This window comes from Streptomyces sp. CC0208 (assembly GCF_003443735.1).
GTDB lineage: Bacteria > Actinomycetota > Actinomycetes > Streptomycetales > Streptomycetaceae > Streptomyces > Streptomyces sviceus.
In genome coordinates this window covers 47,451-69,588 of sequence record NZ_CP031969.1, presented here as the reverse complement: position 1 = coordinate 69,588, position 22,138 = coordinate 47,451, and the positions used below count along the sequence as shown (strand labels likewise).

16 protein-coding genes and 2 pseudogenes are annotated in these 22,138 nt (G+C 67.5%); 12 read left to right on the top strand and 6 right to left on the bottom strand.

The genetic code is table 11. The annotated features are described in order from the left end of the window. Positions 1–19: 19 nt before the first annotated feature. Positions 20–703 carry a TetR-like C-terminal domain-containing protein gene (locus D1369_RS00365; RefSeq protein WP_007387135.1) on the bottom strand — a complete coding sequence of 228 codons (684 nt, stop codon included), beginning with the start codon at positions 701–703 and terminating at the stop codon, positions 20–22. A 256-nt stretch (positions 704–959) separates the two neighbouring features. Between D1369_RS00365 and D1369_RS00360 the strand changes: the two genes are divergently transcribed. From D1369_RS00360 to D1369_RS00340, 5 genes and pseudogenes are all read left to right on the top strand, one after another. Beyond that, positions 960–1,928 (top strand): enoyl-CoA hydratase/isomerase family protein, encoded by a 969-nt coding sequence (locus tag D1369_RS00360; protein ID WP_007387136.1) that lies wholly within the window; start codon positions 960–962, stop codon positions 1,926–1,928. A 7-nt stretch (positions 1,929–1,935) separates the two neighbouring features. After that, positions 1,936–2,859, top strand: coding sequence for an alpha/beta fold hydrolase (locus tag D1369_RS00355; protein WP_007387137.1), 924 nt, complete (start codon positions 1,936–1,938; stop codon positions 2,857–2,859). 37 nt (positions 2,860–2,896) lie between these two features. Continuing rightward, positions 2,897–4,369: an AMP-binding protein gene (locus D1369_RS00350; protein WP_007387138.1), complete on the top strand. Its 1,473-nt coding sequence runs from the start codon at positions 2,897–2,899 to the stop codon at positions 4,367–4,369. A 109-nt stretch (positions 4,370–4,478) separates the two neighbouring features. Next, a pseudogene (locus D1369_RS44690) lies at positions 4,479–4,854 on the top strand (alcohol dehydrogenase catalytic domain-containing protein); the annotation flags it as partial. 249 nt (positions 4,855–5,103) lie between these two features. After that, a complete protein-coding gene (locus D1369_RS00340; protein WP_007387140.1) occupies positions 5,104–6,375 on the top strand; it encodes an aldehyde dehydrogenase family protein in 1,272 nt (423 codons plus the stop codon). A 452-nt stretch (positions 6,376–6,827) separates the two neighbouring features. On the opposite strand, the gene D1369_RS44450 is transcribed toward D1369_RS00340, so the two are convergent. Continuing rightward, complete coding sequence (locus D1369_RS44450; RefSeq protein WP_050789828.1) at positions 6,828–7,757, bottom strand: nuclear transport factor 2 family protein; 930 nt, start codon at positions 7,755–7,757, stop codon at positions 6,828–6,830. A 1,411-nt stretch (positions 7,758–9,168) separates the two neighbouring features. Between D1369_RS44450 and D1369_RS00325 the strand changes: the two genes are divergently transcribed. Further along, entirely contained in the window at positions 9,169–9,681 is a 513-nt protein-coding gene (locus tag D1369_RS00325; RefSeq protein ID WP_007387143.1) for a helix-turn-helix domain-containing protein, read from the top strand. Positions 9,682–10,187: 506 nt separating this feature from the next. On the opposite strand, the gene D1369_RS00320 is transcribed toward D1369_RS00325, so the two are convergent. Beyond that, positions 10,188–11,264, bottom strand: coding sequence for a Glu/Leu/Phe/Val dehydrogenase dimerization domain-containing protein (locus D1369_RS00320; RefSeq protein WP_007387144.1), 1,077 nt, complete (start codon positions 11,262–11,264; stop codon positions 10,188–10,190). Between the two features lie 42 nt (positions 11,265–11,306). Continuing rightward, on the bottom strand, positions 11,307–12,215 hold the full coding sequence (locus tag D1369_RS00315) for a dihydrodipicolinate synthase family protein (RefSeq protein ID WP_007387145.1): 909 nt from the start codon (positions 12,213–12,215) through the stop codon (positions 11,307–11,309). Between the two features lie 290 nt (positions 12,216–12,505). On the opposite strand from D1369_RS00315, the gene D1369_RS42730 reads away from it, so the two are divergent. Next, positions 12,506–12,691 carry a hypothetical protein gene (locus D1369_RS42730; RefSeq protein WP_037902635.1) on the top strand — a complete coding sequence of 62 codons (186 nt, stop codon included), beginning with the start codon at positions 12,506–12,508 and terminating at the stop codon, positions 12,689–12,691. Then, on the top strand, positions 12,673–13,635 hold the full coding sequence (locus D1369_RS00310; RefSeq protein ID WP_037902637.1) for a Na+/H+ antiporter NhaC family protein: 963 nt from the start codon (positions 12,673–12,675) through the stop codon (positions 13,633–13,635). The genes D1369_RS42730 and D1369_RS00310 overlap by 19 nt, the downstream gene beginning before the upstream one ends. A gap of 328 nt (positions 13,636–13,963) precedes the next feature. Here D1369_RS00310 and D1369_RS00305 read toward each other — a convergent pair whose 3' ends face one another. Then, positions 13,964–16,303 carry an alpha-L-fucosidase gene (locus tag D1369_RS00305; RefSeq protein WP_037902639.1) on the bottom strand — a complete coding sequence of 780 codons (2,340 nt, stop codon included), beginning with the start codon at positions 16,301–16,303 and terminating at the stop codon, positions 13,964–13,966. Positions 16,304–16,792: 489 nt separating this feature from the next. Between D1369_RS00305 and D1369_RS00300 the strand changes: the two genes are divergently transcribed. After that, the gene (locus D1369_RS00300) at positions 16,793–18,190 is read left to right on the top strand and encodes an RICIN domain-containing protein (protein ID WP_237557721.1); all 1,398 of its coding nucleotides are present in this window, start codon (positions 16,793–16,795) and stop codon (positions 18,188–18,190) included. Between the two features lie 339 nt (positions 18,191–18,529). Then, positions 18,530–19,918 (top strand): glycoside hydrolase family 43 protein, encoded by a 1,389-nt coding sequence (locus tag D1369_RS00295; protein ID WP_037902641.1) that lies wholly within the window; start codon positions 18,530–18,532, stop codon positions 19,916–19,918. 275 nt (positions 19,919–20,193) lie between these two features. On the opposite strand, the pseudogene D1369_RS00290 reads toward D1369_RS00295, so the two are convergent. Next, positions 20,194–20,631: pseudogene (locus tag D1369_RS00290) on the bottom strand (MFS transporter); the annotation flags it as partial. Between the two features lie 243 nt (positions 20,632–20,874). On the opposite strand from D1369_RS00290, the gene D1369_RS00285 reads away from it, so the two are divergent. Together D1369_RS00285 and D1369_RS00280 are read left to right on the top strand one after the other, a co-directional pair. Further along, complete coding sequence (locus D1369_RS00285; RefSeq protein WP_007387151.1) at positions 20,875–21,681, top strand: MBL fold metallo-hydrolase; 807 nt, start codon at positions 20,875–20,877, stop codon at positions 21,679–21,681. 2 nt (positions 21,682–21,683) lie between these two features. Continuing rightward, positions 21,684–22,094, top strand: a complete 411-nt coding sequence (locus tag D1369_RS00280; protein ID WP_007387152.1) for a nuclear transport factor 2 family protein — start codon at positions 21,684–21,686, stop codon at positions 22,092–22,094. Positions 22,095–22,138: the final 44 nt, after the last annotated feature.

The following is a 22,138-nucleotide window of genomic DNA, read 5'->3' as shown; positions in this document are numbered from 1 at the left end:
CCAGCCTTCACCGTCACCTTCAATGGCCTTCTGTGATCGAGCCGTAAAGGCGCGCGCCGGCCTGGTGGGAGACCTCGGCACGTGTCCGCTGGTCACCCAGCCCGACAGCGAAGTTCACGCCCATCGGCAGGAGCACCTGCGCCACCGCGTCCTCAAACTCGACGAAGTGCTCGGCCAACTCAAGGGTGATGTAGCCGTGGACCATGCTCCACAACTGCGCGGCCATGACCTCGGGTTCCCGCTGCTCGACCCGGCCGGAGTGCACGAGTCGTTCGCAAGCCGCGGTGATATGGACGTGGGCCTCTCGGAAGGCCGGCGAATGGCCACTGAGGCGAGGGTTCGCGCCCGTCGACGGTCGGTACGTCGCGCGGGTGGACAGTCCGAACATCAGGTCATAGAGGTGAGGGTTGTCGCTGGCCAGCCGACGGCAGGTCAAGGCCATCGCAAAGAGATCCGCGATGGGGTCCTCCGTCACCGGCACCAGGGCAAAGGCCCTGCCGAGTTCCTTGAACCCATGGTCGGCAACGGCGCTCATCAGTTCGGGGATCCCGCCGAAGTGGCTGTAGACCACCATCGTCGACAGTCCGCTCGCCGAGGCCACCGAGCGTGCCTTGATGGCTGACGGTCCCTGTTCCGCGAGCAGGTCGACGGTCGCCCGCACAAGCCGCTCCGGTACGTCATCGAGCTTCGCCCGCCCTGCCATTTCTCGTACGCCTCCACCGTTGACACGCTTGAAATAACTTGGTTATCTAACTCGTCACGGCAATAGTACACATCGCGCCCGCCGTGCCGGCTCGGACACAGGCGTGCCTCCATGGACACGCCAACGCACTGTTCCAGTCTCCTGCCGCCTGTGCGGACACAGCCCGCCGGGGCAACCCCGACCCCGTCGCTGCGACTCGCATCCGCGGATGTCTCCACGCACCTTCCCCTCTGAACTCAGCACGGGAGCAGATTTCATGCCATACAAAGACAAGGGCCATCTGGCGATCGAGGACAGGGGAGAGGTCCTGGTCGTCCGGGTCGACGGTGGACCGCACCAGGAGTTCGGCGTTGACCTCGCCGACAAGCTGGACCGGTTGGTGAAACGGGTCGACCGTGATCCGAACGTCCGTGCCGTCGTCTTCACCGGGGCGCATCCCGAGCGGTTCGTCAGCCATGCCGCGGTCCGGTGGCTGCAGGAGGAGGGCGCCGGTAGCCCTCGGGTCGGCCGGCGCGGTGCCGCGGCCGTCGTACGCATGGCGAAGCACGTGGACCGGTCCCGTCTCCTCGGGCCCGTGCTGCGCAGGACCCCGATGCGGGGGGCCCTCCAGCTGGAGCGTCTGCACTCGACCTTTCTCCGGATGAACCGCAGTGGCGTCCTCTTCGTGGCCGCCCTCAACGGTTCCGCTCTGGGTCTCGGCGCGGAGTTCGCCTGGGCGTGCGATCTGCGGGTCATGGCCGACGGGGACTTCTTCATCGGCCAGCCGGAGATCCTCCTCGGCATCATCCCGGGCGGAGGCGGCACCCAGCGGCTGACCCGCCTGATCGGCACCCACCGGTCCCTGGCCGCGATCCTCGAAGGCAAGCCGTTCACGCCCGAGGAGGCCCTCGCCAACGGGGCGGTGGACAAGGTCGTCACGCAGGACAAGGTGGTCGCGCAGGCGGTCGAACTCGCCGAGCACTTCGGAAAGCGGTCGAAGGACACGGTCGCGTCCGCCAAGAGAGCGGTGTACTTCGGCGGCTCCATGTCCCTGGAGGACGGACTGCATGTCGAACGCGCCGAGTTCTTCACCCGGATCCTGTCGAAGGAAGGCCAGAAGCTGACGCTCGACTACATTTCCACCACCGAAGCCACCGGCGAACTCCCGCTCTACACCCCGGGAACCTACGCCCAGGCCCTCGCCTCGGGCAGCGTGCCGGGCCGTCGCGCGACGAACGAGCGGTGAACCGACGATGACCACTGCGCAATCCTTCACCCGTCACGACATCACGTTCCCTTCCGGCGACAGCACCTGTGCCGGCTGGCTCTACCTCCCCGCGGGCGTCACGTCTGCGCCCGTCGTCATCCTCGGGCACGGCCTCGGCGCCGTCCGCGAGATGCGCCTGGACGCCTTCGCCGAGCGCTTCGCGCAGGCCGGCATCGCCGCGGTGGCCTTCACCTACCGGCACTTCGGCGACAGCGGCGGCCACCCTCGCCAGCTCCTGTCGATCAAGCGTCAGCTCACCGACTGGGACGCCGCAATCGCCTACGTCAAGGCACGCACGGACGTCGACCGCACCCGCATGGCCGTATGGGGCAGCTCCTTCGGCGGCGGCCATGCCATCACCGTCGCCTCCCGCCACCCCGAACTGCGCGCGGCCATCGCGCAGTGCCCCTTCACCGACGGCCTCGCCTCGGCGCTCGCGCTGGGCCCTGCCGCCTCGCTCAAGGTCCTCCCCGTGGTAGCCCGCGATCTGGCGGCCAGAGGCCGCGGAAAGCCGCCCGTGATGGTGCCGATCGCCGCCACCCCCGGCTCGTCGGCCCTCATGAACGCCTCGGACGCCCTGCCCGGATACCAGGCCCTGCAGCCTCCGGGAACGACGTTCCGCAACGAGGTGGCAGCGAGAGTTATCCCGACCATCCTCACCTACCGGCCCGGGCGCGCGGCCAAGAAGATCACCATCCCGATCCTCTTCTGCGTCAGCGACACCGACTCCGTCACGCCTCCGGCCCAGACCCTCCGCTACGCGCGCACCGCACCCAAGGGAGAGATCAAGAGGTACGACGCCGGCCACTTCGACTTCTACACCGGCGAGACCTTCGAAGTACTGGTGCGCGACCAGATCGAGTTCCTCACCCGCCAGCTGAACCCGGCAGCCGCCGCGTCAGCTGCGTGACCGGATCGCATCACACCGAGACAGGTACGCCCTCGCCATGAATTTCGCATCTCTGCCCGACCGCCGCGCGGCCCTCGACCCCGACGGGGCCGCGGTCTCGGACGGCCGCCAGGCCCTCACCAACGTCCAGTTGCTGCGTCGCGTCCAGGCGGCCACACGTCACCTCCAGGATCTCGGGATCGGCCCCGGCGATGTCGTGGCTCTCAAGCTCACCAATCGCGTGGAGTTCGTGCTCCTGCTGTTCGCCGCCTGGCGGCTCGGCGCCACCATCACGCCGGTCAACCCGAGCATGACCGACGTCGAAGTGGCCCGACAGCTCGAGGACTCCGGCGCACGCCTCCTGGTGGGCGAGGACAGTGAGGCCCCCGCGCCGGACGGCATCGCCGTACTAGCCGTCGGCGAACTGCGCGAAGGAGCGGTGGAGCAGGATCAAGTACCTCCAACCGATCCGTCCGCGCTGGCCCTGCTCATCTACACCAGCGGCACGACCGGCGTTCCCAAGGGCGTCATGCTCGACCACGCCAACATCGCCGCCATGGCGGACATGGGGCGTCGGGCGCTCGAGGTCGGTCCGGCCGACCGGTGCCTGCTGATCCTGCCGCTCTTCCACGTCAACGGCATCGTGGTCAGCACCCTCATGCCGCTGCTGGCGGGCGCGAGCGTCACCATCGCCGACCGATTCAATCCCGAGACCTTCTTCGACGTCGTCGAGCGCGAGCGCCCCACCTTCTTCAGCGCCGTGCCGACGATCTACAGCATGCTCGCGGCGCTTCCGGACCAGGTCCGCCCCGACACCTCGTCCCTGCGGTTCGCAGTCTGCGGCGCGGCACCCGCCTCCGCCGACCTGCTGACCCGGTTCGAGACCCGCTACGGGGTCCCGCTCATCGAGGGGTACGGGTTGTCCGAGGGAACCTGCGCATCCACCATCAACCCCGTCGCCGGCCCACGACGCGCCGGGACCGTGGGACTGCCCTTCCCCGGCCAGGAGATCCGGATCCTCGACGCCGAGGGCAGCGAGGTGCCGCCGGGGGTGGACGGAGAGGTCGTGGTGCGGGGCCCCAACGTCATGCGGGGCTACCTCGGCCGCCCCGACGAAACAGCCAAAGTCCTCGTCGACGGCTGGCTGCACACCGGCGACGTGGGCCGGCTCGACGCCGACGGATACCTGACCCTGGTCGGACGCTCGAAAGACATGATCATCCGTGGCGGTGAGAACATCTACCCCAAGGAGATCGAGGACGTCCTCGTCAGCGACCCGTCGGTGCTCGAAGCCGCCGTGATCGGCGTTCCCGACGAGAAATGGGGAGAAGTGGTCGTCGCCTACGTCCAGCCACGACCGGGCCGCACCGTCGATTCGACTGCGCTCATCGACCTCTGCGCGCGCAGCCTCACTGGCTACAAACGCCCGACCTCCTACGTCGTGGTGGATGCCATCGCCAAGAACGCGGTCGGCAAGATCGACAAGGTCTCATTGCGGGCGTCCCATGCGGCGGCCTCTGCCAGTTCATGATCACGCGGCCGCCACGCCGACCCGGCCGCAGACGAGAAACGGGCGCGCAGAGGGCCCGGCGCGAAGAGTCGCATCGACACCGAGACGCCCACGCAGAAAGCCGGCCGCCATGAAGGCATTCGTCGTCGAGATGTACGGCAGGAACGGCGCACGCGCCGCAGAGGTACCCGAACCCACCGTCGGAGAGCGCGACGTCCTGGTCAGAGTGAGCGCCGCCAGCATCAACCCGCTGGACAAATGGTCCGCAACGGGGAGTTCAAGCTGCTTTTGAAGTACAAGCCCCCGTTCGCGCTCGGCCACGACGTGGCCGGCGTCGTGACGCGGGTCGGCTCCGCCGTACGCGGCCTCAGAGTCGGCGACGAGGTCTATGCCCGTCCGCGCGACCTGCGGATCGGGGGCTTCGCGGAGTTCATTTTCGATCGACGCCGACGACGTCGCACCCAAGCCCGCCTCTTTCACGCTTCAGGAGGGCAGCCGCAGTGCCGTTGGCGGTCGGCTCGGTCCTGTGTCTCGCTCGACATCGCAATCGCGCCGAGCATTCGGTCACCCACGAGCGGCAAGGCCCACACCTGCCCGCCTGCGGAGCGGGCGCCGTCTGCCTCCCGTGATCTATGCCGAGCTGTGTTCCCGCGTTCCCCGGCACCGCCGGTCCGCAGGCGTGAGCAAGATTGTTGAACGATGCTACGATCTTTGCTTTCAGGGTGCCGCGGTATTCGGACAGTGAGAGGAAGCCCGTGACCAGTGACGAGGACTACCAAGCACCCGCCTCCTTGGATGTCGTGCGCGCCTGCGCCGTACGAGCCAAGCAGGGTGGCATCGCGCTCATGGGCGCCTCGGACGTCGGGATCGACTCGGCGCTGTGTGGCATGGCCCAGCGTCTGGGATCGGCGCGGTGGGCTCTCATGGTCGCCAACGAGAAGGACCTCGCGGCTGCCGTCTCCGCAGGCATGTCGCCCGCGCTGCAGGATCGCCTGCGGCTGACCGCGCCGCGGTTGGAGGCAATGGCGGCGGAGCTGCGCACGCTGGCGGACACCGCGCACGAGCCGAGGGACAGGGTCGTGGAGGTGCGCTCCGACGGCCTCACCCTGGTGGAGCGCAGGCGTCCGGTCGGGGTCATCGGCGCCAACTTCGAGGCTCGTCCGAACGTCACGCTCGACATCGCGTCCCAGCTCCTAAAGTCGCGCAATGCGGGTGTGCTGCGCACCGGTTCGGCTGCGCTCGGCTCGTCCCGGGCCCTGGTGGATCTGGTGATCGCACCAGCGCTCGCCGAGGCGGGGCTGGATCCGGATGCCATCCAGCTGGTGCCCAGCGAAGACCGCTCGGCGGCTTACGCGCTGGTGGCCCTGCCCGAGCTCATCCCGCTGGTCATCCTTCGCGGGAGTGGCGACAGCACCCGCGACCTCGGCCGGGAAGGCGCACGTCACGGTGTGCGGACCCTCGCCCACGCCGATGGCGGCGGAGTCCTGTACGTGGACTCGGCCGCCGTCGAAGAATCCGCGCACCAGCTGATCACCGACAGCCTCGACCGCCTGGGCGTGTGCAACCGCCTCAATCTGCTGCTCATCGACCGGCCTGTGTACGAAGAGCGGCTACCCGGCATTCTTCAGCTCCTGCACCGCCTGGGCATCACCGCTTCGCTTCCCCCGCACACCCATCCGCGCGGATACGAGTGGGCACTCGACTCGGAGCGTGCGGCCACCGTGACGATCGACGCCGCCGACGGTCCGTCGGACGCCGCTCGGATCGCGAACGAAGAGACGTCCGGGCTGGCCGCCGCGATCGCGACCGACGACCCGGCCGCCGCTGCCCGGTTCATCGATGCTTATGGCGGCTCCGGGGTTTTCTGGAATTCCCCCACGCGACTTCTCGACGGCTTCAAGCTGCTGCGACTGCCAGAGACCGGTATCAACATCGACCGGGTCCCCGGTCCGCGGGGGCCGGTGAGTTTCCGCGATCTGTACTTGCGGCAGTACGTGGTCGTGCCCAGCGCAGAGAAATTCGGCTAAACCCCGGCTGCCGGAACGCCGGCCGCTCGGTGGGTGACAGACCCCTGACGGTTCGTCGGGTTCCTCGTTCCGGTCATGCCCGGGTGTCTTGCCCGGGGATGCCCGCGTCCTGGCCCAGGATGTCGACCTCTGACGTTGTAGCGCCTCGGCCGGCGTCTGGTGTCCGGACTGCTCGTCGTGCACGACTCTGTCGCTGGGCAGGGTGCGCTGCCACCACTCGCCGCTGCGGTGTCGGCCGAGGCGCGCAGTTCCACCAACGCGGCGCCGAGGCGGCGTCGGGAGGCGTTCAGCGTGCTGGACACGGGATCTGGCTCGGCGAGGAGAGCCGCCGTCTGCGCATCTGCGTGCTCGACGGCGGTGAGCGCGTGCTCGAGGCGGTCGCCTGCGCGCCGGTTGGTGACTGCCAGGGCTGACCGTGATCAGTGGCGCTGCGCGGTTCCTGCGGGGGTGGGTCAGGAGGCGTTCGTGGAGAGCTGGTCCTGGGGGAAGTCGAACTCGCCGTTGGCGTTCTTCGCCTGGGCCGGTGCGGTGAGGGGCGTCAGGACGTCCCAGTGCTCGACGATCTTGCCTTTGTCCAGTCGGAACAGGTCGTAGTAGGCGGTAGGAGTGCCCTGTACGGTGCCCTGGCCGATGGTGAGGACGAAGTTTCCTTCCCCGAGCACCTTGTTGATTTTGGTGTAGGCGAGGCTGCCGTCGGCGACCGCGTCCAGGACGGGCTTGGCGCCGGCGACGCCGTCCTGGACGTCGCCGTAGTGGTGCTGGCGGTACTCCTTGGAACTCCAGATCGGCTCACCGAACTTGGACAGCTGCCGCTGGACGAAGACCTCCTGCATGCCGGTGTCGACCCGGGCCTTGTCGTAGCGGGTCTTCCCGAGGTCCTTGACGGTGGTGGCGCCGTCCAGCTCGGTGTGGCCGGAGGCGTTGGGGGCGGTGACGGCCTGTCGGCTGTCCCAGTGCTCGACGATGCGGCCCTGCTCGAAACGGAAGACGTCGAAGGAGACGGTGGTGCCGGTGGGCAGGTCGGTCTCGGAGTGGACGGCCACGTACGACCCGTCGACCAGTACGCGCACGGGGTGGACGGAGATCTTCCCCTTCGGTGCGGCGGTCAGCCAGGACCTCAGGCCTGCGACTCCGTCCGCGACGGCGGGATCGTGCTGGATGAACTTCTTCGGGTTGATCACCTTGAACGCGGCTTGGTCGCCAGTGCGGTAAGCGGAGAGGAGGTTCAGGACCTCCTGCTTCTCACGCTTGGCGGTCGCACTCTCGGTGACCGGGGCGGTGCCGTGGTGGTGCGCCTGGGCGGCGGCGGAGACTGGCAGCGCGGACAGGGCGACGAGGGCGGCCGAGGCAGTGGCGATGCCGGTGAAGGTCTTCTTGTTCATGATCGTTACTCCTGGCGCGAGATTCCTGAAGTGCTTCAAATTTGAAGCTGATCGCAGCGTAGCAAGGGTGATTGATGTTTCAAGTAACAGCTTGACCGGCTCTTCTGAAAGGGCGGGTCAAGGATGGTTGCATGTGATCGCATCGCCCCCGGAGAGCGGCTAGCTGTGCTGTTCGGACAGGCTCGCCCGCTCCTGTCGACGGATCTCCGGAGGAAGGATGCGATGTCGTGGCGGATCACGTACTTCCGGGAAGCCCGGGGCGACCTGGTATGTGAGCCCTCGCATGAGCGGGGGGCCGTCAGGGCCGTCTTGGATCTGGTGTGGAACTCCCTCGACGCCGACGCCGACGCCGACGCCGACGCCGACGCGACCGAGGTCGATGTGACCATCGAGCGATCCAACACCACAGGCGTGGACAGGATGGCCGTTGCCGACAACGGCGACGGCATTACTCCGGAGAAGGCGCGAACTGCCTGTCAAGTAGGTCGGCAACTCCGACAAGCGAGTCGGCGGCACGACCGACAGGCGGCAGCGTCCGCTCCACGGAAAGGCCGGTCGCGGGACGCCTGCGGGCCTTTCTCGACCGAGTCGGAGATCAGTCGGCGGACCGCGTGGCCCATCGACGCGCAGTCGCCAGGCGGAACGCACGGGCACGAAGGTTGCGCTCTGGGGAGATGCAGGTCAGGTGCCTCAACGGGCTCCTGGAACCCAACGCCGCCGCCCAGATCACGGCGGCTCTCGCGAGCCATCTTCTGACGTGGACTGATGGCCGGGTCACCTGCGACGGCCGTCTACCTTGTCGCCCGTTCGGTCAAGGAGAGGCTCGTAACGGCTGTCCGTCAGGCGGGCAAGCGGCGAGGGCCGGTACAGCGAACCCACTCAATACGAGCACGCCGGCGTCCGGGCGGCCGGGGCGCACGCGGTCCGAAATTCTGCGAGAAGCCAAGCAGCGGCTGGAGTTTGTCAAGAAAGGCTTCAACCACAACCTCTCCCTGGAACAGGCCCTGGCCTACGTCCGCCACCGCCAGGGGACCTGCTCCCCGGCCAATTGCACGAGCCGATCGCAGCTCCCCCCCCACGCTCCGCGGCAGCCCACAACCCTGCTTTCCGACCCCATCACTGTCTTTGCGCGGCGCACCTGTCTTGCCTGAGTCAGAGAGCAGCAGCGACAGACCCTTGCACTGCCGGGTACCGGGATCGCTCGCAGGCGGCCGCCTCGGCGTGTTCTCTTACGACGGGGAGGAAGGCGGCTCCTCTGCCCGCAGCATTTCACGAGCATCAGGTCGTCAGACGTTCTCACTCTGGCCGTCGATACGCTCGGCGCGATCGAAGCAGCGATCTGTAGTGCGCTGCCTTAAGTCAGCAGCCACTGCGGATTCTCGATCGAGGTGCACAAGCGTATAGTGAGACCATGCCGACTCCACTTCGCGACTCCCTCACCGACCGCGACAGCTGGTACGACGTTCCCTGTTCAGGGCGCCTCGCCTTGGAGCTCGTCTCCAACCAGTCCACGTGGATTCTCCTGCGGGAGGTCTACTACGGCACGACGCATTTCACGGATCTTGCCCGTCAGGCGAAGGTAAGTCAGCCCACGGCATCCGCGCGTCTGGCGGAAATGGTCGAGGCCGGCCTTCTCAACAAGGTCTCCTACCAAGTGCGCGGCCAGCGCTCCCGTGATCGCTATGTACTCACCGACCGCGGTAACCAGCTCATGACGGTGTTCTTCGCCCTGATGCAGTGGGGCGACCGGCACCTGGCCCCGGACGGGGGCGCCGTACGCCTGCGCCACGCAGATTGCGGCGCGGGTGTGCGCGCGGAACTGCACTGCAATGTCGGACACACCGTCACGCCGGACGATCTCGAGTTGGTGCCTGGCCCAGCCATCGTCAGCACCGAACCGCTCCAAGAGCCTGGAGCCGTCTGAGCCCCTGGATGTACCTGGCTTGCCCGGATACTGAGAGGCCCCCGTGATGCCATGCGTCCGAGGGGCAGATCCTGATGGACGGATGAAGAACCGAGCGGGGTCATCCTCCCTGCCGACTGAGGGCTGTCAACCGATTCCATGCGAGGAGTGCGGCCGGTGAGCAGGCGATCGCTATCTGCCTGAGGCCTGACGGCGGCTGCGATGTGGCGTCCTCGGATCGTGGTGCCCTGGCCCACGCGTGCATGTCGACGTTCGACGGACCTCATACGGTTTTGACTGGGCCCCCAACGACCAGACGTGCCGGGGGACTTCTGGCGTTCCTGAGAGCCAACTCCTATTGGCGGGGGCGAGGGTGCCGGTCGTGCTCTCTGATGGTGGCCCATAGGCCGGCAACCGCATCGGTAGTCAGTGCGCCGGGAGACCGGCGTGGCGTGCACGATGGTGCATGGGTACGCCAGCCGGTTCCGTCGGCATTGGCAGTCAGGGACCCCAGCGGGGCCCGCTTGTCACGGCCTGTTGGTCTCGGCGGCGGCGAGCCGCTCGCGCGCTAGGTCGTAGGCGGCGGCGAGCGTGGTGACGCCGTCCCGGTGGCTGCGCTCCAGGGCCCGGGTGGTCGTCTCCGCGATCTCGTCGAGGCGGTGGTCGGCCTGCTCGGGGGTAAGGTGCTGGAGCTCGATGCCGCTGGCGTAGAGGATGCCGCCGGCGTTGGCGATGAAGTCCGGGGTCCAGATGATGTTGCGCTCGCGGAGTGAGTCGGCGACGGAGTCGGTGCTGAGCTGGTTGTTGGCCGAGCCCACGATGGCCTTGCAGCGCAGCCGCGGGACGAGCGCGGGGGTGAGGGTGCCGCCGAGCGCACAGGGGGCGAGGATGTCGACCTCGGCTTCATGGGCGGTGTCGAGGGGGATCCAGGTGGCGCCGACTGCCTCGGCCGGCTCACGCAGGGATTCGTCGATGTCGGTGGTCGAGACCGTGGCGCCCCGCTTGATGAGCTTCTCGGTGAGGGAGCGGCCGACGGCACCGAACCCGATCACGGCGACGGTGCGTCCGTCGAGGTTGGTGGTGCCCCACAGGTGCTGGGCGGTGGCCAGCAGGGCCCGCTCCACACCACCGGCGGTGCCGTGGGTGGTGGCCGGGATGCCCTCGGGGGTGATGGTGTAGCCGCCGACGTAGGGCGTACGCATACGCATGGTGCGCATCTCGGTCGGTCCGGTGCCCACGTCGGGGGCGACGATGTAGCGGCCACCCAGCGAGTGGACGACGTCGGCGACGTCAAGCAGCAGGCTGGTGCGGAACTGGCCGTCGACCCGCTCGGGGCCGCCGGGCAGCAGCGGGACGACCGACTTCCCGCCGCCGGTGCCGTTGTTCGAGGCGGCGGCCTTGAACGTCATGGCGCGGCTCAGCCGCAGGGCGTCGACGACTGCGGAGACGGGGGAGTCGTACTTCGTCAGGCGGACGCCGCCCAGGGCCGGGCCGAGCTTGGTGTTGTGGACGGCGACGATGACGGGCTGGCCGGTGCGCTCGCCGCGGCGGATGACCACCTCCTCGTGATCGACGGTGGCGTCCAGTTCGGTGTGGGTGCTCATCTGGGATTCCTCTTTATTGGGTCCGTTGGTGGGGTGGGTTTGTCAGAACGCTGCGAGCAGGCGTCCGTCGAAGGTGTGGAGGATCTTTGCGATCTGGTCCCGCTCGGCAGCGGACACCGTGCGCGCGGGGCGCTGGGGTGCGCCGACTGGGAACCCGAGCAGTTCGAGGCTCGCCTTGAGCGCGCCCACGAGGCCGTAAGCGAGCAGTTCGCCGAGGCGGTCGACCTCGTCCTGCAGAGCGTCGAGGCGGGTGTGTCCGGCGGTGTCCTGCCCGGCGGTCACCAGCTCGGCCAGGAGCGGTGCGGCGATGTTGGACAGTGCCGCTACGGCGCCGTCCCCGCCGAGCCGCAGGGTGGCCGCGATCAGATGGTCGCGGCCCTGCAGCACGGCGAAGTCGGACGGGCGGGCCTTGAGGAAGGCCGCTACCAAGGACAGGTCCCCGCTGCTGTCCTTCACGCCCACGATCCTTGGGTGCTGTGCGACCTCACGCAGAACTCCGGCGGAGATGCCGTTCCCGGCGAACTGGGGGATGTTGTAGAGGACGACGGGCCGGGGTGCGTGATCGGCGAGGGTCACGAACGCGTCGATGGTCTCGGCGTCGGAGAGCGGGAAGAAGGTCGGCGGAGTGACCACCAGGTAGTCGGCCGCCGAGTCGGCGTACTGGTCGAAGGTACGCAGGGTCGCATCGACGCTTGACTGCCCGGCGCCGACGTAGAGCGCGGCTCGCCCGTCCAGCTGCTTCCCTGCGACCGCGACCGCTTCGCGCTCGACATCCGCAGGAAGCCACGGGTGTTCACCGGAGGAGCCCAGCACGAAGACGCCGTCGACGTGCGGAACCAGCGCGTCGATGTGGCGGGACAGTGCGTCGTCGTTCAGCCCGTTGTGCGGCGTCACCGGTGTGATCACTGGGCACACCAGGCCACCGGGGCGGCCCGCTCGTGTCTTGGCCATTCCTGCTCCATTCGGATGATCAACCCTGGTCGGTAAGGGGTCGACTGAGCGCAGCGTAGAGGCTGACTTAAGCATGCACAAGGCAGAAGCGATCTGGTTGACAGTGGAGGTTTCTCAAAAGGTGAAGTTTTTCCGCTACCTCACTTGCGCTTGCCTGTGTGAGCGCGGTTACGCTCCGCCAGGCATCAGGCCAGGCGTCGACGCAGACACAGGGGCGGGGCCCGAACTGGGGAGGCCGTCGCTCGCGATAAGGCACCTTTGACCTAACCGTTCTCGGGGTCGTCGGCCTGATGGCGTTGTTCGTGGGATCCGTGTTCGCCCGGAGCTTCTCGACCTGCTGGGAACGGGCCATCGACGGCGTCGCCTCGAAGAACTCCGCGACTCTGCTCCTTCTCCTGCTCTCGATCAGCCTCGTCTCGGCGATGATCAAGGCAAGCGGCATATCGAACGGATTCGTGTGGCGGCCATCGAGCTGAACCGGAGCGGCGGAGCGTACGTCGCGGTCGCGTTCCTGGTCGTGTGCGTCATCGCCATGGCAGCCGGCTCCTCGATCGGCACCATGTTCACGGTCTTCCCGATCCTCTACCCAGCCGGGGTGGCGGTTGGTGCGCAGCCGGTACTGCTGGCCGGCGCACTGCTCTCGGGCGCGTTGTTCGGTGACAACCTGGCCCCCATCTCGGACACCACCGTGATCTCGGCGTCCTCGCAGCGCTACCGCCGGCGTAATGGGCTGGCCGAGGTCGGCGGTGTGGTCCGGGCACGGGCCCCCTACTCGCTGAGTGCCGCGCTGCTCGCTGCGGTGCTGCTCTATCTGGCCGGAATGCGGGCCGACAACATGTTCTTAGGCAGCACGCACGCGGCGGCGGCCGCTGCGGGTGATGTCTCGCCGCGAGGCCTGGTCATGCTTGTCCCGGTCCCGGTCCCGGTGCTGGTGCTGCTGATTGTCGCGTTCGTCAAGCGTGATCTGTTCCTGACCGCCCTGGTCGGACTCGTCACGGGCACGCTGGTGGCGCTGGCCGCCGGCCTGATGTCGGTGAAGGACGTCCTGTCGGTCACCGACGGCAAGCCGACCGGCTTCCTCGTGTCGGGGGTGAGCGGGATGTTGCCGCTCATCCTGCTCGCGGTAGTCATCTTCGCGATGATCGGAGTCCTGGAGTCCGCAGGCGTCTTCGACGACATCGTGGCGCTGATGACTCGTTCGCTCTTCGGTCAGTTCGCCGACCGGATCGGAGCCGACGTCGGGCTCCATCCCTACCGGCGCGCCAACATCATGGACTGTTTCACCCTCGGGCTCGGCGTCATCTTCCCTGTCGCCAACTCGTTTCTGCTGATCGCAAGTACCCTGACGCAGAGCTATCCAGGCATTCCGTCCGTGTCCGCACCGTCGATCTTCACCACCGCTTTCTACCGCTCTGCCTGACGCTCGTCATGGTCGCGGCCATCCTCACCGGGTGGGGCCGACGGTACGAAGGGCAGAACGGGGCCCCGACGTTCGGATACTCGGCCTGCTTCGAGCGGGTTGCTGGATCGGGTGAGCTGGCCGGTGCGGAGTATGACAGAAAGGCCTCTTGGTAGCTCGCCGTTGTCGTCTCGGGAGGAGCAAAAGGCTCTGTTGTCGAAGCGTCGCGTCGCGTGCTGGCGGACGTGACCAAGGCGCTCGTCGACGCCTGACCGCCTGAAAAAGAAGCTCTTGATCCAGATGCTCCCAGGTGCCGTGCCGCCCGGCGGCACGGCACCTGAGTGGCTGGTCAGAGGCTGACGATCTGCCAGTCCTGCCAGGCGACGCCGGTGATGGGCCACTGGATGATGTTGGTGCGGTCGGCGGTCGATCCGCCGGCGACGTCGGCGCACCATCCGGTGCGGGCGTTGACGAGTCGGTAGTAGCCGTTGGTGGTGGAGGGGACCAGCTTCCACCACTGGTTGTCACTGCCGGTGTCGGTCCCCTGGGTCAGGATCGAGCCCTGGGTGGAGTCGGGGCTCTGCAGGAGCTTGCCGCTCTTGACGTTGACCAGTCGGTAGGAGCCGTCGGTGTTGGGCAGGAGGGTCCACTGCTGGTTGGTCCCGCCGCCGTAGGGCCACTGGAGGAGCTGGGCGCCGTCGGCGGTGGAGGCGCCTTCGACGTCCAGGGCCTTGCCGCTGTTGCGGTTGATGATCTTGTAAGTGCCCAGGTCCGCGGTGAAGGGCCGGTCGTAGACCTCCAGGTTGCGGATGGACGCGTACACCGAGGAAGGCAGCCCGGTGACGGTGACGCGGACGTAGCGTGCCTGGGCCTGGAACGCCACCGTCTGGACCTGACTGGTGCTGGTGGTGGCGGTGTTGTCGGAGAGCAGGGTCCAGGTGCTGTTGTCGGTGGAGCCCTCCACCTTGTAGCGGTAGTTGGTCTTGTCCAGCTCCCAGGCGATCCGAGTGCCGGTCAGTGAGCGGGTGGAACCGAGGTCGACCTTGAGCCAGTGGCCGGTTTGGCCGTCATTGGCGCACCAGCGGGTGGCGGTGGAGCCGTCGAGGGCCTTGGCGGCTGTGTTGCCTTTGGAGGTCTCCTCGCTGTCGGCGGTGGCGGTCTTGCCGGCGGCGATGTCGGCCGGCTGCACGGAGCGGTCCAGCGTGATGCCGACGACGCTGTCCTGGGGGTGGGTGGTGCGGTCGATGCCGTTGACAGTGACCCGGCCGTCGCCGGCCACCGAGTACGTCAGGCCGGCTCCGGAGCGTACGTCGAAGACGCGGGTGACCTGGGCGTCGCCGATGGAGGGGGTGGTGAAGGTGGTGCCGCTGTAGCCTGGCAGCAGGTGAGCGTAGAAGGTGTTGTCCTTGTAGGTGAAGCCGTACTGGCCGTCGACCGGGTTCCAGGGGCCGCCCCGGGTGCCGTAGACGGACTGACCGCAGGCAGTCATGAAGGTCCCGATCTGCCTCAGCAGGCTCGCCTGGCCGGAGGGCACGGTGCCGTGCCGGTCGGGGCCGACGTTGACCATCGCGGTCATGTTCCGTATCCAGCAGTTCACCAGGATGTTCATGGCCGTGCCATAGCTCATCACGCTGCCGTTGGAGTTGTAGCCCCACGTGCTGCCGACGGTGAAGACCTTCTCGACGAGCCTGCCGGTGCGGATCGCCCCGCTCGGGACCGAGGGGCCTTCGTCGCTGTCGTAGTCGCCCTTCCAGCCGGAGCGTGAGGTGGCGACGATGTCGGGCTGGTGCTTGCGGACCATGCCCATCAGTCCCAGCGGCTTGCCACTGGCGTCCGTCTCGCCGTAGGTGGCGTCCACAGGCCACTGGTTGGCGGTGTCACGGAACTGGCCCGGCTCCCAGAAGAACGCGCCGTCCGCGTCGCTGCCCTGTTCGGCGATCCAGCCACCGTCCCACCACAGGTCGTCGATCACGCCGTACTGGGTGACCAGCTCCTTGACCGACTCGTACACCTCGGTCTTCATGATCCGCGCGTTCTCCTTGTGCGCGGGATCGGTGGTGTAACCCCAGGGGTTGGTCGCGCAGTTGGTGCCGGTGACGTCGTAGTAGCCGGGGTAGCGCCAGTCGATGGGGGAGTAGTACAGGCCGACCTTGAGCCCGGCCGCCCGGACGGCGGCGACGTAGTCCTTGACGAAGTCACGGCTCAGCGGAGCCTGCCCGGAGCTCCAGGCGTTGGGGTGGTTGAGCGGCCACAGCGCGAACCCGTCGTGGTGACGGGTGGTCAGCGTCGTGTACTTCGCCCCGAAGTCCTTGGCCAGCTGCGCCCAGGCCGCCGGGTCGTAGGCGTCCGCGGTGAACTGCTCACTCGTGGCGTCTGTGACGTACTTCCGGTAGTTCTCCGGCGTGACGGGCCCGTTGTGCATCCACCACTCGCCCTTGGCCGGGCCAGCGTACGGTCCCCAGTGGATGAACATGCCCAGCTTGGCGTCCATCAGCCACTGGATCTTGGAGTCCGGTTGCTGCTCGAGGGCCAGGTCGACCTGGGGGATCCGCAGCGGAAGCAGCGGCAGGGGGGTGGGGGCAGTTGCCGCGTACGCGGGCGTCGCCAGCGCGGCTGAACCGACCGTGGCGGCCACCGTCATGGCCGCCATTCCGGCGAGAACTGATCTGCGTGAGATGGATTCCGGCACCGTGGTGTCCTGTTCGTTCGTCCGAACCCCGCCTGGTATCGGCGACTGTGGGCATGGGGGAGGAGCAGTGCGGCTCAGGCAGTGGGACAGGCCCGTAAGAGCCTCAGACCAATGGCCTGCTGCAAACTGATACATCGGATGGATTAACGAACATGGGTGATGTCTCTGTCTAGCCCTGTGACGCGATTCTTTGCGTGAGCTCGACAGACCGTCCAAGCGGACTCTGGTCGCATGGTTCAGACATTGGATGTATCGAAGTGTTGACGGGGTTCCTGGCGTGCCCCTACCTTCTTCAACGGAAACACACGGCTTCTTACATTTCAGAAAGCCCCCTGAGTGCTGAGGCCTTGGGGCCTGCGGCGGCCGTGACGGCTGGTCACCCTCTTCTATCGCCTCGCACACCCTGCTTGAGTGGCCGAGCGCCACACGAAAGGTACGGACCGTATGCTCCGTCGTGCCTGCTTGTTCATGTCCGCCCTACTGTTGGGTATGGCCGGGCTCCTGTCTGCCGGTGCGCCCGTGCAGGCCGCTTCCGTCACCGTGACCAACGCGACCCAGTTCACCGACATCACCGGAGCCGTGGTCCACGCCCACGGCGGCGGTGTGATCAAGGTCGGCTCGTACTACTACTGGTTCGGTGAGAACCGCCACCCCGACAACACCTTCAAGGCCGTCTCGGTCTACCGGTCCGCGGACTTGAAGACCTGGGAGTTCCGCAACAACGTCCTGACTCCGGCCAGTGATCCCGAGCTGGCTGTCGCCAACATCGAGCGGCCAAAGGTGATCTACAACAGCACCACCGGCAAGTTCGTGATGTGGATGCACAAGGAGAACGGCAGCGACTACACCGAGGCCCGAGCCGCTGTCGCCGTCTCTGACACTGTCGATGGCGACTACACGTGGAAGGGCAGCTTCCGCCCGCCGTCCGGTACGACGTCCCGGGATCAGACGCTGTTCAAGGACGACGACGGCACGGCGTACCAGATCACCGCCGCTGCCGGCAATGCCGACCTGCACATCTACAGGCTCACCGCCGACTACACCGGCTACGACACCCTGGTCGCCAACCCCTGGCCGGGCAACTACCGTGAGGCACCCGCACTGTTCAAGCGGGGCGGCGTCTACTTCATGCTCACCTCCGGCACCAGCGGCTGGAATCCCAATCAGCAGAAGTACGCCACCGCCACCAGCCTCACCGGCCCGTGGACGGCCATGAGGGACGTCGGGGACGCGACGGCTTACGACTCCCAGACCGCCTACGTCCTGCCGATCCAGGGCACCTCGAGCACCTCGTACCTGTACATGGGCGACCGCTGGGGCAACTCGATGGGCGGCACTGTCAACGACTCGCAGTACGTCTGGCTGCCGCTGACCTTCCCCACCAGCCGGACCATGAACCTGCCCTGGTACCCGCAAGTCGCCATCGACCCGGCCGCCGGCACGGTCACCGGCGTCGGCGGCGGCCCGTACTACAACTTCGTCGCCCGGCACAGCGGCAGATGCCTCGACGTCGCGGACAACTCCGCCGCCGACAGCTATGACGTGCTGCAGTGGGACTGCAACGGCGGCCTCAACCAGCAGTGGCGGTTCAAGGACGCCGGCGGCGGCTATGTCCAGGTCATCGCCGAGCACAGCGGCAAGTGCCTGGACGTTGCGGGCGCCTCCACCGCGGACCGCGCCTATGTGCAGCAGTACCACTGCACCACCGGCACCAACCAGCAGTGGCTCCTGCAGGACCAGGGCAACGGCTATTACCACCTCGTGGCCCGGCACAGCGGCAAGTGCCTGGACGTGGAGAACGGCTCCACCGCCAACGGTGCCCGCCTCATCCAGTGGCCCTGCGGCACCGGCAGCAACCAGCAGTTCCAACAGCGCACCGCCTCTTGACCTGCTGAGTCTCCTCACGCAACCACGTGCACGTGGAGCATCAGCCTGCGCTCAGGCTCGTGAATGCCCTCGTCCTTCTCGCCACCGTTGTCTGTCTCGCTGTCTGCTGTGTCCCTCACCCGTGCGGATGAGGGACACAGCAGAGAGGCACGTCTACGAGCTGCTGCAAGCTGCGTTCGTGCTCGATGCAGAGAAGGTCGAGACCGCCCCGGAGGGCCAATAGCGCCGCCGGCTGCCGGCGAGGGCAGTTCCGGGCCCACCTTGCGCAGACAGTTTCTGTGGCGAACCTCCCTACCCCGCCGAGGAGGCCACCAAAGGCCTCATCCCCCAGGAGCCTCAATGACCCACCCATCCCGCAGACAGGTCCTCGGCATGGCGGCAACCGTCCCGCTCGCCGCGACCGGCGCGCTCACGCTCGGAGCAGGGACCGCCCACGCCGCCGACTCGGCATACGCGATGGTCTACTTCACCGAGTCCACCACCCTGCTGGAGGCGGACTACAACCTCCACCTAGCCCTCAGCACCGACGGCCTGCACTGGACGCCGCTCAACCAGAACGCCCCCGTCGCCATCCCCACCCTCGGCTCCGGCGGTCTGCGCGACCCGTTCCTCCTGCGCAAGCAGGACGGCACGTTCGTCGTCGTCGCGACCGACCTGAAAGGCGCTGACTTTGGCCGCAACAGCGTCTACATCCACGTCTGGGACTCCACCGACCTGCGCACCTTCACCGGCTACCGACTGCTGAAGCTGCACGACATGACCAACACGCACAGCTGGGCCCCGGAGGCGTTCTGGGACGCCTCCCGTGGCCAGTACGGCATCCTCTACTCGTCGGTGAACAGCAGCGGCCACAACGTCATCATGGTCAGCTACACGACCGACTTCCTTACGACGACGAACCCCCAGGTCTTCTTCGATCCCGGCTTCGACGTCATCGACGGCAACCTCACCGTGGGCGTGAACGGCGTCAACTACCTGTACTACAAAAGGAACGGCAACGGCACCGTGGTCGGCGCCCGCTCGACGAGCCTCAGCCCCGGCAGCTTCACCCCGTTCAGCACAGCGGTGAGCCACGGCGGCACCGAGGCCCCGACGGTCTTCAAGTCCCTGACGTCCAACACCTGGTACCTGTGGTGCCACACGTACACGCCGAGCGGCGTCTCCTATGCCTGGCAGAGCAGTGATCTGGCCTCCGGCACCTGGACGCCCGTGGACCAGAAGCTCTACACCCAGCCGCTCAACTCCAACCACAGCGGCATCCGCCCGATCACCCCGACCGAGTACGACAACCTCATTGCCAAGTGGGGCACCCCCGCCTGGAACCGGCTCAAGTCGTACAACTACCCGGCGCGTTACGTCCGGCACATCAACTTCGCCGGCCGGATAGACGAGTATCCCTTCGACCCGTTCCCCGACTCCCAGTGGAAGATGGTGCCGGGCCTTGCCGACCCGTCAGGGGTGTCCTTCCAGTCGGTCAACTACCCAGCCCGCTATCTGCGGCACTCCTACTTTGCCCTGCGCCTCGACGAGAACGACGGCACGTCGATTTTCTCCGCGGACGCGACTTTCTACCGTACGGCCGGGCTCGCCGACTCCTCCTGGGCGTCGTTCCGCTCGTACAACTACCCGACCCGCTACATCCGGCACACGGCGGACTTCACCCTGCGCATCGACCCGGTCTCAACGGCCACCGAACTACAGGACGCCACCTTCCAGGTCGGCTACTGAGCAGCCCCAAGCAGCCGTACGGCAAGGCTGTGGCGGCTCCGACCGGCCATAACCCTGCCGTACGTCAGCCAGAGCAAGGATGAGCGGGCAGGCGCGGTCTTCCGCCGTGGTGATCAGGGACTCGACATCTCCTGATCGCTGGAAGTCGCGCCTGTCTCCGCGTCAGCCCCCCTCAATGACCAACTCGCTTTCCTGCCTCAGTTTCTGACGTCTCATCAACCCGGATGTGGCGGCCATGCCGATTGAGTTGAGGGCGAAGAGGAGGAATCGCGCGTGGTGCGCAGGGTGTCGGGGAGCCCGCCGCGTCGGCGCTGGTCGGTGGGCAGGGTTTCGGTCAGAAGGGTCGCGGTGGTGGCGAGGATGGCCAGGTCCAGCAGGGTGAGGGTGACGAACACGCCGCGCCAGGAGGTCAGGCGCAGCAGTTGGGCACCGAGCACGGGGGCGAGAATCGGCGCGGTGCCGGAGACGAGCATCAGCGAGGACAGCAGGCGGGCGGCGGCGAGTCCGTCGTACAGGTCGCGGACGACGGCCCGGGCGATGACGATGCCGGCGGCGCCCGCCAGGCCCTGGACCAGGCGCATGCCGATGAGGACCGTGGGATTGGGGGCGACGGCGCACAGGAGGCTCGCCGCGACGTACACGGTCAGGCCGGTCAGGAGGGGACGGCGCCTGCCGAGGGTGTCGCTGAGGGGCCCGATGACCAACTGACCCATGTCTTCCCCACCCTCCGCAGGGCGCCGAGGTTGGCGCCTGAGGCTGTCGCCGTTTCACCACAGCCTGTCCTCCTTCCACCTTGCAGGGCATGGGCTCGAAGGAAAGGGTGGAGATCGTTCCGGAAAGACGCTACGGGTTACCCCTGCCCAAAGCCATCGGTGTTTGGACCTTTAGCTGAGGTTGCCGCTGCCGATCCGCGGCTCTTTCCTGAAACTGCCCCCGACCCCTGCAAGGAGCCGAGCATGAGCGCCCTGTCCTTCAAGGTCCTGGACCTGGACTTCCCGGCTGGAAGCAGGAACAAGACGGCCACCCTCGTCACCGGCGAGCAGGAGGCCCTGCTGGTGGACGCAGCCTTCACCCGCGCCGACGGCCACCGCCTGGTCGCGGAGATTCTCGACTCCGGCAAGACGCTGACCACCGTCTTCGTCTCCCACGCCGATCCCGACTTCTACTTCGGCGCCGAGGTCCTGGCCGACGCCTTCCCGGAGGCGAGGTTCGTCGCGACCCCGCTCGTCATCGACCACATCCAGCACTCCTACGAGGGCAAGCTCAAGGCATGGGCGGCGCTGGGGGCGAACCTGCCCACCCGCCTGGTCGACCTTCAGCCCCTGACCGGCGACCTCACCCTGGAGGGCCACCGCTTCGAGCTCAAGGGCGGCCCGGCCGCCCTGCCCGACCGCCACTACCTGTGGCAGGCCGAGCACGGCGCCCTGCTCGGCGGCGTCCTGCTCTTCCAGCAGGAGCACGTCTGGGTCGCCGACACCCCCACCCCCGACGACCGCACCGCCTGGATCGACCTGCTCGACGAAATGGCCGCCCTCGACCCGCAGCTGGTCGTGCCCGGCCACCGTCTGCCCGGCACGGCCGCCGACGCCTCCGCCATCACCGCCACCCGCGACTACCTCCTCGCCTTCGAGGAGGAACTCGCCAAGGCCGCCGACGGCGCGACCCTGACCGAAGCACTGGTCAAGCGCTACCCGGACAACGGCATGCTGATCGCCGCCCAGATCGGCGCGAAGGTCGCCAAGGGCGAGATGAAGTGGGGCTGACCATGAGCGACTTCGCGACCTCCACGGCCCCCGCCGACGTCGTACGCCGGCAGTACCTGGCCTCCGCCGCGGGCGACCTTGAAGCCCTGCGGGCCACGCTGGCCCCTGATGTTGAGTGGACGGAGATGGCCGGCTTCCCGCTGGCCGGCACCTACCGCGCCCCCGACGGCGTCACCGCCAACGTGATGGAACAGCTCGGCCAGGACTGGGACGGCTGGACCGCCCACGACGACACCTACGTCGTCGACGGCGAGAACGTTGTTGTCCTCGCCCGCTACACCGCCGTCAACAAGGCCACTGGCAAGGCGATCGACGTACGCGTCGCGCACCACTTCGTCGTACGCGGCGGACTCATCGTCCGCTTCGAGCAGTTCGTGGACACCGCCCTCGTCCGCGACGCCATGAACGTCTGAAACGCCCCACCCGGCACCACCGCTCGTACCTGAAGGATGCTCCT

Bases quoted from the DNA above. Each gene is read 5' to 3' on its own strand.
- D1369_RS00365 (WP_007387135.1), bottom strand. From the start codon at position 703: ATGGCAGGGCGGGCGAAGCTCGATGACGTACCGGAGCGGCTTGTGCGG.
- D1369_RS00360 (WP_007387136.1), top strand. From the start codon at position 960: ATGCCATACAAAGACAAGGGCCATCTGGCGATCGAGGACAGGGGAGAG.
- D1369_RS00355 (WP_007387137.1), top strand. From the start codon at position 1,936: ATGACCACTGCGCAATCCTTCACCCGTCACGACATCACGTTCCCTTCC.
- D1369_RS00350 (WP_007387138.1), top strand. From the start codon at position 2,897: ATGAATTTCGCATCTCTGCCCGACCGCCGCGCGGCCCTCGACCCCGAC.
- D1369_RS44450 (WP_050789828.1), bottom strand. From the start codon at position 7,757: ATGAACAAGAAGACCTTCACCGGCATCGCCACTGCCTCGGCCGCCCTC.
- D1369_RS00325 (WP_007387143.1), top strand. From the start codon at position 9,169: ATGCCGACTCCACTTCGCGACTCCCTCACCGACCGCGACAGCTGGTAC.
- D1369_RS00320 (WP_007387144.1), bottom strand. From the start codon at position 11,264: ATGAGCACCCACACCGAACTGGACGCCACCGTCGATCACGAGGAGGTG.
- D1369_RS00315 (WP_007387145.1), bottom strand. From the start codon at position 12,215: ATGGCCAAGACACGAGCGGGCCGCCCCGGTGGCCTGGTGTGCCCAGTG.
- D1369_RS42730 (WP_037902635.1), top strand. From the start codon at position 12,506: ATGGCGTTGTTCGTGGGATCCGTGTTCGCCCGGAGCTTCTCGACCTGC.
- D1369_RS00300 (WP_237557721.1), top strand. From the start codon at position 16,793: ATGGCCGGGCTCCTGTCTGCCGGTGCGCCCGTGCAGGCCGCTTCCGTC.
- D1369_RS00295 (WP_037902641.1), top strand. From the start codon at position 18,530: ATGACCCACCCATCCCGCAGACAGGTCCTCGGCATGGCGGCAACCGTC.
- D1369_RS00285 (WP_007387151.1), top strand. From the start codon at position 20,875: ATGAGCGCCCTGTCCTTCAAGGTCCTGGACCTGGACTTCCCGGCTGGA.
- D1369_RS00280 (WP_007387152.1), top strand. From the start codon at position 21,684: ATGAGCGACTTCGCGACCTCCACGGCCCCCGCCGACGTCGTACGCCGG.